We start from the raw sequence: 7,481 nt of genomic DNA, 5'->3' as shown, positions 1-7,481 counted from the left end.
TTTTTTTTTCTTGTGGTGCCGCTTGGTTTGTTCCCCCCCCCACCCCCGGCCACCCCCCCCCCCCGCCACGGGCGTACGACGAACAGCGGCCGACCGCACGGCGAAGCACTGGTCGCGCGGCCGTTCCCCCCATTGCCTTCTTGGTAGCCCCGCACGAATGCACGCCCCGCTGACGGAGCGCGGAGAATCCGTACCTGACTGCCCGCCGCACCGGCTCGGGCGCGGACGTCGCCCCCTCGGATCACACGGTGGTACCGGGGGGCGTTCGGGTACCCGCCGCCGGACGGGTGTGCGGACGCCTACGTCCTGCCCCGGGGCCGCCTCGGACCGGGTCACCGTCGTGCTGTGGGCGGGTAAGGACCACCCGCGGCCGTCAGGCCAGGGTCTGGAGCACGGAGGGATCGTAGGGGACGGTCCGGTTCAACTCGCCGCGGAGTGCCAGTGCCGCCCAGTCCGGGTTGGCCAGCAGCGACCGGCCCACGGCGACGAGGTCGAACTCGTCGCGCTCCAGGCGGGCCACCAGCTCGTCGATGCCGGTCACCCCGGACGGCCCGGTGAAGCCGGAGGTGAAGTCGCCCTCGCCATACTGCTGGTCCATGCCGACCGAGCCGACCGTCACGGCGGGCCTGCCGGTGAGCTTGCGCATCCAGCCGGCCAGGTTGAGGGCGCTGCCCTCGAACTCGGGCAGCCAGTAGCGGCGCGTGGAGCCGTGGAACACGTCGACCCCGGCGTCGGCCAGCGGCGTCAGCAACTGCGCCAGTTCGTCCGGGCTCTGGGCGGTGCGGGCCTCGTACTGGCCCACCTTCCACTGGGACAGCCGGAAGAAGACCGGGAACCCCGGACTGACGGCCGCGCGGACGGCCCGCACGACCTCGGCTCCGAAGCGGGCGCGGGAGGCCGGGTCGCCACCGTAGCGGTCGGTGCGCCGGTTGGTGACGCTCCACAGGAAGTTGTCGATCAGGTAGCCGTGCGCCCCGTGCACCTCGACGCCGTCGAACCCGAGCCGTTCGGCGGTCGCGGCGGCCTCCGCGAAGGCGGCCACCGCGTCGTCGATGTCCCGCGGGGTCATCGCCCTTCCCAGCGGAGTGCCGTCCAGTCCGATCCCGGACGGGACGTCGGCGGGCGGTTCGGTCGCGGTGCGGGCGGCCCCGGTATGCCACAGCTGCGGAATGATCCTGCCGCCGGCCTCGTGCACCCGGCGCACCACGTGGGCCCAGCCGGCGAGGGCCGACTCGCCGTAGAAATGGGGCACGTTGTCGTACGCCCCCGCGGCGGGGCGGTTGACGTATGTGCCCTCGGTGATGATCAGCCCGACCTGGTGGGCCGCCCGGCGGGCGTAGTACTCCGCGACGTCCGGACCCGGCACGCCGCCGGGGGACGCCGTTCTGGTCATCGGAGCCATCACGATCCGGTTGGGGACCGTGAGGTCGCCCACGGTGAACGGTTCATTCAAGCCGGCCATTGTTCCTCCCGATAAATTCACGGACGCACTTGAATAGTGCATGAATATCGGCGACTTTGGCCACACCATCCCGGCATTGAATTATGCGATGCAGCACATCGAAATGATTAGATTGACCGCATCGATCACAGCACGGATAGTGGATTCATCGAAGCCAACGAAATTTCCGCTACCAATGCGTGTAGTGCACAGGCTGGCCCGGAAAAGAAAGGCATGGAGACCATGACGAGCCGTTTCCGCCCCACCGCGACGGTTACCGAGGAGCTGGAGGGCAAGCGGGCCGTGGTCACCGGCGGCAGCCGCGGCATCGGCGCCGCGATCGTGCGCAATCTCGTCGGCTCCGGCGCCACCGTCGTGACCGCCGCCCGCAGTCCGCAGGGTCAGCCCCCGTCCGGCGCGACGTTCGTCGAGGCCGACCTGAGCACGTCCGACGGTGTGCGCGCGTTCGCGGACACCGCGCTGGACACCCTGGGCGGCGTGGACATCATCGTCAACAACGCGGGCGGCTGCCGTTCGTTCCACAGCGTGCTGGACCTTGAGGACGACTGGCAGTACACGATGGACATCAACTTCCTCGCTCCCGTCCGGCTCAACGCGGCACTCGTGCCGTCCCTTCGGGAGAGCGGCGGCGGAACCATCGTCCACGTCTCAAGCACCGCCACCATCGCGGCGTACCCGATGCTCTACCACTACGCCGCCGCCAAGTCCGCGCTGGAGACGTACAGCAAGGGCCTCGCCACCGAGCTCGCGGCAGACGGCATCCGCGTGCTCTCCGTCTGCCTGGGCAACGTGGAAACACCAGCCTCGAAGACGGCGCGCCGCCAGATCGTCGAGTACTTCGGCGGCGACCCCAGCAGTGCCGATCTCGACGCCCTCGCGAAGCAGTGGGCCGCCGAGATCCCCCTCGGACGCATGGGCGAGTCCCAGGACATCGCCGACGCCGTGAGCTTCCTGGTCTCGCCCCGGGCGTCGTGGATCACCGGCAGCAACGTCGTCATCGACGGCGGGAAGACCGCGAGCCTGGCCTGACCAGAACGTTCGTAGGCACCTCTCGACGCCCTGCAAAGGATGGACACGATGACTGCGGCAGAGGAAGAAGTGCGGTCCTACCCATTCGGCCCGATCACCCGGCTCGACCTGGACCCGACGCTGGTGGAGCTGTGCGGCGAGCAGCCCGTGCTGCGCGTACGCCTGCCCTTCGGCGGCGACGGCTGGCTGGTCACCCGGCACGCGGACGTCAGGACGGTACTGGCCGACCCCCGGTTCAGCCGCGCCGCCGCCGTGGGTGACCATGTGCCCCGCACGGTCGCGGTCGGTCTGCCCCGCACCTCGATGCTCAGCATGGACCCGCCGGAGCACACCCGGCTGCGGCGCCGGGTGACGAACGCCTTCTCCCTGCGCCGGCTGAAGGCGCTGCGTCCGCGTATCGAGGAGATCGTGCACGAGCTGCTCGACGCCATGGTGGCGACGGGGGCGCCGGCCGATCTGACCACGGCCCTTACCTGGCCGCTGCCGATCACGGTGATCTGCGAGATGCTCGGGGTGCCCGTCGCCGACCGTGAACAGTTCGGCGAGTGGGTGGACGGCCTGCTGATGCTGGCCGACCCCGAGCAGGCCGCGCGGGCCCGTGCACAGCTCGACGAGTACCTCGCCGGTCTGATCGCGCAGCGCCGCGTCACCCCCACCGACGACCTGCTCGGCGAACTGGTCGCCGGGGCCGACGAGGACGACGGGGCCGACGAGGACGGCCCGCTCGGCGAGGAGGAGCTGATCGGCCTCGGCGTCAGCCTGCTCTCCGCCGGGCAGGAGGCGACCGCCAACCAGATCGGCAACTTCGTCTACACGCTGCTGACCCGGCCCGCTCTCTGGCAGCAGCTCAGCGCCGACCCCGCGCTCGTCCCCAAGGCGGTCGAGGAACTCCTCCGGTTCATCCCCAACAGCGCGACCGCCGGCTTCACACGTATCGCCACCGAGGACATCGAGCTGAGCGGGCAGCTCATTCGCGCCGGTGACGCGGTGGTGGCCGAACTGGGGATGGCCAACCACGACGCCGAGGTGTTCGAGCGCCCCTACGAGATCGACTTCCACCGTGAGCGCGTCGCGCACGTCACCTTCGGGCACGGCCTCCACCACTGCCTCGGCGCCCAACTGGCCCGGTTGGAACTGCGCGTCGTCCTCGAAGTCCTGACCGACCGTCTGCCCGGTCTGCGGCTCGCCGTTCCGGCCGACCAGTTGTCCTGGCGGACCGAGCGCCTCGTCCGCGGAGTGGCGGCGCTGCCTGTCAGCTGGTGAGAACCGCCCGGCGCCCCGATCGCACACGACTTGCCCCCATCGCCGAAACACTACGGGAGAACTGATCATGGCCGTGCCACGGGATGCGACCACCGCGCCCGCCCACGATCCGGGCAGCGGGCTCGCCGAGGTTCTGGCGTCCGTCGATCCCGGCCAGGCGCTCGCCGAGGTCATGGCGGCCGTCATGGAGAGCTACGGGGACCGGCCGGCCCTCGGCGAACGGGCCAAGGATCCGGCGACGGGGCAGCTGCTGCCCCGGTTCGACACCGTGAGCTACCGCGAGTTGTGGGCCCGTATCCGCGCGGTCGCCGGCCGGTGGCACCACGACCCGGAGTACCCGCTGGGCGCGGGGGAGCGGCTGTGCACCCTGGGCTTCCCGAGCATCGACCACGCGACGCTCGACCTGGCGTCCATCCACGCGGGGGTCGTACCGGTGCCCCTCCAGCACAGCGCGCACCCGGACCAGCTGCGGGCGATCATCGCGGAGACCGAGCCGCGCGTCCTCGCCACGAGCGCCGAGCACCTGGGCACCGCCGTCGACCTGGTCGTTGGGGCAGCGTCGATCCGGCGCCTGACCGTGTTCGACCACCGCCCCGAGGACGCCGGGCAGCGTGCCGCCCTCGCCCTCGCCGGGCGGCGCCTGGCCGAGGCCGGCAGCCGGGTGGTCGTCGACACGCTGGCGGAGGTGATCGACCGGGGCGGAGAACTGCCGCCCCCTCCCCTGTTCACCGCCGACCCGGGCGACGATCCGCTGTCCCTGCTCATCTACACGTCCGGCAGCACTGGAGCCCCCAAGGGGGCCATGTACACCCAGCGGCTGGTCGGCACCGCGTGGTACGGGTTCAGCTACGGGTCGGCGGACGTACCCGCGGTCAGCGTCCTCTACATGCCGCACAGCCACCTCGCCGGCCGCTACGCGCTGATGGGCTCACTCGTGCGGGGCGGTGTCGGCTACTTCACCGCCAAGAGCGACCTGTCCACCCTGTTCGAGGACATCGCGCTGGTCCGCCCCACGGAACTGACCATGGTTCCGCGCATCTGCGACATGCTGTTCCAGCGGTACCGCGGCGAACTGGACCGGCGGCCCGGGGAGCCGGATGACGTCGAGGCCGCGGTCAAGAAGGACCTGCGGGAGAACGTCCTGGGCGGGCGGGTCGCCAAGGCGTTCGTCGGTACCGCCCCGCTCTCCGACGAGCTGGCCGCCTTCGTCGAGTCCTGCCTCGGCATCCACCTGTACACCGGCTACGGCTCCACCGAAGCGGGCGGGGTCCTGCTGGACACGGTGGTGCAACGTCCGCCCGTGATCGACTACAAGCTGGTGGACGTCCCTGAACTCGGCTACTACGGCACCGATCTGCCGTATCCGCGCGGGGAACTGCTGCTCAAGTCGCAGACCCTCGTTCCCGGGTACTACAGGCGTCCGGAGCTGACCACCGAGCTCTTCGACACGGACGGCTACTACCGGACCGGCGACGTCTTCGCCGAGATCGGGCCGGACCGGCTCGTCCATGTCGACCGTACCAAGGACACCCTGAAGCTCTCCCAGGGCGAGTTCGTGGCCGTCTCCCGCCTTGAGACCGTCTTTCTCGGCAGTCCTCTGGTCCGGCAGATCTACGTGTACGGCAACAGCGCACGCGCGTACCTGCTCGCGGTGGTGGTGCCCACCCCGGACGCGCTGGCCCGCCGCGGCGGGGACGTCGCGTCGCTCAAGTCGTCGGTCGGCGAGTCGCTCCAGCGGATCGCCAGGGAAGCCGGACTCAACTCGTACGAGATCCCGCGCGACTTCCTGATCGAGACCGAGCCCTTCAGCCCCGAGAACGGCCTGTACACCGAGAGCCACAAGGTGCTGCGCCCCCGGCTGAAGGAGCGTTACAGCGCCGCCCTCGAAGAGTTGTACGACCAACTCGCCGAGGGACGGGACCGGCAGTTGCGCGAGCTGCGGCAGTCCGGGACGGACCGGCCGGTGGTGGAGACGGTCGGCCGAGCCGCCCAGGCGCTGCTGGGCTCCTCGGACGCCGGCCTGAGCGCCGGCGCGCACTTCACGGACCTGGGCGGGGACTCCCTGTCCGCGCTGTCCTTCTCCCAGTTGCTTCAGGAGATCTTCCAGGTCGAGGTTCCGGTCGGGGTGGTCATCAGCCCGGCCAACGACCTGGCGGGGCTGGCGCGGTACATCGAGACGGAACGCCGGTCCGGGGCACGGCGGCCGACGTTCGCCTCCGTGCACGGCGAGCACAGCACCGAGGTCCGTGCCGGTGACCTCACCCTGGAGAAGTTCCTCGACGCGTCGACGCTCGCCGCCGCCCCCGCACTGCCCCGCCCCGACGGCGGCGTGCGGACCGTCCTGCTGACCGGGGCCAACGGCTATCTGGGCCGGTTCCTCTGCCTGGAGTGGCTGGAGCGGCTGGCGTCCTCGGGCGGAAGGCTGATCTGTGTCGTCCGCGGCAGCGACTCGGTCACGGCGGCGCGACGGCTGGAGGAAGCGTTCGACAGCGGCGACGCCGAACTGCTCCGGCGCTACCGGAAAGCGGCCGGCAAGTCCCTGGAGGTACTCGCGGGGGACCTCGGCGAACCGCGTCTTGGCCTGGACGAGGACACCTGGCGCGGACTGGCCGGCACCGTGGACCTCATCGTCCACCCGGGTGCCCTGGTCAACCACGTGCTGCCCTACAGCCAGTTGTTCGGCCCCAACGTCGTCGGTACGGCCGAACTGATCCGGTTGGCGCTCACCACGCGGATGAAGCCCGTCACCTACGTCTCCACCGTCGCCGTGCGGCTCGACACCCCGGTCACGGCACTCGACGAGGACGCCGACATCCGCGCCGCCATCCCGACGCGGCGCGTCGGTCAGGGCTACGCCGACGGATACGCGACCAGCAAGTGGGCCGGCGAGGTCCTGCTGCGGGAGGCACACGAGCAGTACGGCCTGCCGGTCGGGGTCTTCCGGTCCAACATCCTCCTCGCGCACACCAGGTACGCCGGTCAGGTCAATGTGCCCGACCTCTTCACCCGGCTTCTGCTCAGCCTGGTCGCCACCGGCGTCGCGCCGGGCTCGTTCTACCGGAGCGGCGCCCGGGCGCACTACGACGGTCTGCCGGTCGACTTCGGCGCCGAGGCCATCACCACACTGGGCGCGGGGGTCACCGACGGCCACCGGACCTTCCATGTGCTGAACCCGCATGACGACGGCGTCTCGCTGGACACTTTCGTCGACTGGCTCATCGAGGCCGGCCACCCGATCCAGCGGATCGACGACTACGACGCATGGCTCACCCGGTTCACGGCCGCGGTGCGTGCCCTGCCGCAGGAGCAGCGCCGGCACTCGCTGCTGCCGCTGCTGCACGCCTTCGCGCAGCCCGGGGAGAGCGGGTTCGGACCCGCGCTTTCCGCCGAGCGGTTCCACACCGCCGTGCAAAACGCCGAGGTCGGCCCCGCCAAGGACATCCCCCACCTGTCGGCCGACCTCGTCCGCAAGTACGTCTGCGACCTGCGCGGGCTCGGCCTTCTACAGCCGGCCCGCGAGACCGCCGACGTCCGGACCGGCCGGGCCGACTGATCGCCCGCACGGCAGGCGTTCGGCTCAAGGAGCACCGGCCGCCCGGTCCCGTGTGACTCCTCCCTCCGCACCGAAGTCGCCCCCGTTACCTTCTAGACGGCCCCGATCTTGGGGCTCCCGGCCTTCTGGCCCGGCATGACTTTTGCCCCCTGTCGACCATGACCCGGGGGGTGG

The 7,481-nt window shown here is 70.7% G+C and carries 4 protein-coding genes; 3 read left to right on the top strand and 1 reads right to left on the bottom strand.

The genetic code is table 11. The features are described from left to right. Positions 1–373: 373 nt before the first annotated feature. Positions 374–1,462 carry an NADH:flavin oxidoreductase gene (locus ACFU95_RS43540; protein ID WP_383840832.1) on the bottom strand — a complete coding sequence of 363 codons (1,089 nt, stop codon included), beginning with the start codon at positions 1,460–1,462 and terminating at the stop codon, positions 374–376. 222 nt (positions 1,463–1,684) lie between these two features. Here ACFU95_RS43540 and ACFU95_RS43535 point away from each other — a divergent pair, with 222 nt between their 5' ends. The 3 genes from ACFU95_RS43535 (at position 1,685) to car (ending at position 7,307) form a co-directional block, all read left to right on the top strand. Continuing rightward, on the top strand, positions 1,685–2,491 hold the full coding sequence (locus tag ACFU95_RS43535; RefSeq protein ID WP_383840829.1) for an oxidoreductase: 807 nt from the start codon (positions 1,685–1,687) through the stop codon (positions 2,489–2,491). A 48-nt stretch (positions 2,492–2,539) separates the two neighbouring features. Further along, positions 2,540–3,754, top strand: a complete 1,215-nt coding sequence (locus ACFU95_RS43530; RefSeq protein ID WP_383840826.1) for a cytochrome P450 — start codon at positions 2,540–2,542, stop codon at positions 3,752–3,754. Between the two features lie 67 nt (positions 3,755–3,821). Beyond that, on the top strand, positions 3,822–7,307 hold the full coding sequence (gene car / locus ACFU95_RS43525) for a carboxylic acid reductase (protein WP_383840823.1): 3,486 nt from the start codon (positions 3,822–3,824) through the stop codon (positions 7,305–7,307). Positions 7,308–7,481 lie beyond the last annotated feature (174 nt).

Origin of the sequence: Streptomyces sp. NPDC057623 (assembly GCF_042800355.1) — a bacterium.
In the GTDB taxonomy this organism is placed as follows: Bacteria; Actinomycetota; Actinomycetes; order Streptomycetales; family Streptomycetaceae; genus Streptomyces.
The sequence above is the reverse complement of the archived record's forward strand: the minus strand, read 5'-3'. Positions and strand labels throughout refer to the sequence as shown.

Excerpts from the sequence above, each read along its gene's own strand:
- car (WP_383840823.1), top strand. The coding sequence starts at position 3,822 with ATGGCCGTGCCACGGGATGCGACCACCGCGCCCGCCCACGATCCGGGC.
- ACFU95_RS43540 (WP_383840832.1), bottom strand. The coding sequence starts at position 1,462 with ATGGCCGGCTTGAATGAACCGTTCACCGTGGGCGACCTCACGGTCCCC.
- ACFU95_RS43535 (WP_383840829.1), top strand. The coding sequence starts at position 1,685 with ATGACGAGCCGTTTCCGCCCCACCGCGACGGTTACCGAGGAGCTGGAG.
- ACFU95_RS43530 (WP_383840826.1), top strand. The coding sequence starts at position 2,540 with ATGACTGCGGCAGAGGAAGAAGTGCGGTCCTACCCATTCGGCCCGATC.